Source organism: Spirulina sp. 06S082, assembly GCF_034932145.1.
GTDB lineage: Bacteria > Cyanobacteriota > Cyanobacteriia > Cyanobacteriales > Spirulinaceae > CCY15215.
The window spans coordinates 1-2,673 of record NZ_JAYGHV010000248.1 but is presented as its reverse complement, the minus strand read 5'-3'; the positions used below and the strand labels follow the sequence as shown (position 1 = coordinate 2,673).

Below are 2,673 nucleotides of genomic sequence, written 5' to 3'. Positions count from 1 at the left end.
TTTAATGCGAGAAATAGCCAGCGCTTTGGTATAAGCCAATTTTCCCTGACGCAGTGCCTCTAGAATGTCTTGGGGAAGTTTCAGTAAAGGCAAGCGATGGGTAATGAAAGAATCCCAACTCAACAACCCCAAAGAGCGAAAAACCGATTGAATGGTGTCGTGTTCTGGATTAGTGACAACGTTGTCACTACCGTTCAATTCGTTCCGCATTTTGTAGAGTTTGGCGATGACTGCCTCTTGCTCGATATCTAATTCTATAGCAATGAGGCTGAGAATGCCTTCCGTTTCTTCAACGGGGTTAAGGTCTTCTCGTTGCAAGTTTTCGATCAGAGAAATAGCCAAGGCTTCGTGGTCGTTAAGATTACGAACGACGACGGGAACGGTTTCCAGTCCCAACTCTATAGCCGCTCGATAGCGTCGTTCTCCGGCCACTAACTCGTAGCTGGAGTTAGAAGGTCGCACGAGTAGGGGTTCTAGGATGCCGTGTTTCTCAATGGACGCTGCCAATTGTGCCATTTTATTGGGATCGAAGTAGCGCCGGGGTTGAGAAGCGGGGAGGGTAATTTCCGCGATCGCGAGTTCGGATTCTGCTTCTTTGGGAATGTCATCGAGAAATGCGCTAATGCTGCGTCGTTGTTTAGCCAAGAAGTTTCAATGCCTCCGTAAATAGTGCCTTATAGTCCCGAGCGGCTGTTTTTGCTGCCGAACTGGTGAGATCGAATGCCGTGCTTTGTTGAATTGAAGCATCTGCCAAACATTGGCGCTGGTAGATGATGGTTTCGAGTAAGGGAAAACGAGTGTCGGCTTTGAGAGATTCTTGTGCATCTCGGAGCAGTACGGTTCCTTTGATTGCCCGACTGAGAAATAAACCAACTTTGGGTTTGCCCTGACGGATTTTCTGGCGATGGCGAATGACCCGCAGAAAAATTCCGCTACTCGATAAATCCAATCCCGATGGTTGACAGGGCATTAAAGCCAGATCGCAACAATCGAGAATGGTTTTGGTCACTTCGGATAAACTGCCCGGCCCGTCTACAACAACGGCATCATATTTTTTAGACATTTCTTCAATCGTCTCGAAGAGTTCTTCGGGGTCGAGAACTGCCTTATTGGGGAGAGTATTGTTTTCGAGGCTGTTGAGCCAAATACTCGAACTTTGTTGAGCGTCAGCATCGATGAGGGCAACCGTGCCTTTTTTGGAGAGGTAACGCGCTAAATGAACGGCTGTTGTCGATTTACCGCATCCTCCTTTCTGATTTACTAATGCAATGATAGTCATGGATAAATAATGAAAGATTAGGTCTCCGTCCGTCGAGACTTGCGAATATGGGGTCGCTCCCAAACAATTGTACTTTTATTCATTCTTATTGGGAAGATCGAATAGAGAAGAAATCGCCCTAACGGGCAAGGGCATGAGCCGATTGAAGTTGGAGAATGCCCGATGGAATCGAACAAAACCCATAAAACCTTGGATTCGGTTAGAGAAGTGACCAAAGTGCTTTTTCCTTTTCTCGTCCAATCACCATTCCCTGAAGAATTTCGAGTTGGGGCAATTGTAGAAAGTCGAGGACGCTACGGTACGATCGCGAAAATGGATGAAAGCGATCGCCCCATTACCATTGTTTGGGATGCCAAACCGGGAGAAGAGACAGACAAATTTGCCTACACTCGAGATGAAATACGATTCCACAACATTTCCGTCGTTTCGCCCTATCGAGAGGGACAAACTTGGGTCGAGTTTCCCTTGGGGACGAAAGTCGAACTGGCTGATGGTGGCATTATTGAGTTGGGGGAACTGCCTTGTTATTGGGTTGAAACGGTTGACCAAGAAAGCATTGTGATTCTCGATCGCTCTGGACTCTATCGATTTCCTTTTTCCCTTTTTCCGGGCAGCCCTTTCAAGAATCAAATTGAGTTACCCGACTCCCTCCCATTGCCGCAATTATCCGTTACCGATCTGAGAACGAGAGCAGAAATTTGGCTATCCCTCAACAGTCCCAGTCAATTGTTAGAAATTATAACTCCTACATGGCAGCAACAGTTAAAAGAAAAATTCACCGCTCAACTCGACGAGTCTTATCAACCTGAAGATTTTGAAACAGCATGGGAAAACGCATTTGCCAATCACCTGCAAAAACAAGGCGAAGAAGAAGGCATTTGCGGGTTCAAGATTGGGAGTCGGGTGCTGGAACGAGGAAAGAGATGGGGCGCGATCGCTTCTCTCGATCCCCATTCAGAGCGAACGTTTGGCATTCGTTGGAACGATGAAATGGTGATGCACTACAGTCAGTTGGAAATGAAAGCAATGGGAATATTGCTCGTTCCGCCCGCGATCGCCCTTTCCTCCAACGTAGCTTATGAAATGAGCGAGGATGGCAGCTATTATCGAGCCTTTATCGCCTTCCGCACCAAAAAATTAGCTCGAGCTTGGCTCAAATCCATCAAGCAACTGGTGGGAAAATTGAGCAATCTGCACGACCATCAGCTTCCCGAATTTCGCCACTTAGCGGGCAAGCGTTGGGAGTACGAAATCGAAAAGCCGAAACATAAGTAGGTATACGAAATTAATTGCAGATGTGGTAAAATAAAACCCCAAAAGACTAAGCAAGCATGGAAAAATTAGCAAGAGAAACCCAAAAACTACTGTGGCGGATTTATCGAGAAAGTGAATCA

3 protein-coding genes are annotated in these 2,673 nt (G+C 46.6%); 1 reads left to right on the top strand and 2 read right to left on the bottom strand.

The genetic code is table 11. The features are described 5' to 3' along the window. Together VB714_RS15270 and VB714_RS15265 are read right to left on the bottom strand one after the other, a co-directional pair. Nucleotides 1-645, bottom strand: a 645-nt coding sequence (locus tag VB714_RS15270) for a ParB/RepB/Spo0J family partition protein (protein ID WP_323225478.1), incomplete at its 3' end; no start/stop codon positions are given. Then, nucleotides 638-1,279 carry a ParA family protein gene (locus tag VB714_RS15265; RefSeq protein WP_323225477.1) on the bottom strand — a complete coding sequence of 214 codons (642 nt, stop codon included), beginning with the start codon at nt 1,277-1,279 and terminating at the stop codon, nt 638-640. The genes VB714_RS15265 and VB714_RS15270, both read right to left, overlap by 8 nt. 162 nt (nt 1,280-1,441) lie before the next feature. On the opposite strand from VB714_RS15265, the gene VB714_RS15260 reads away from it, so the two are divergent. Next, a complete protein-coding gene (locus VB714_RS15260; RefSeq protein ID WP_323225476.1) occupies nt 1,442-2,554 on the top strand; it encodes a hypothetical protein in 1,113 nt (370 codons plus the stop codon). Nucleotides 2,555-2,673 lie beyond the last annotated feature (119 nt).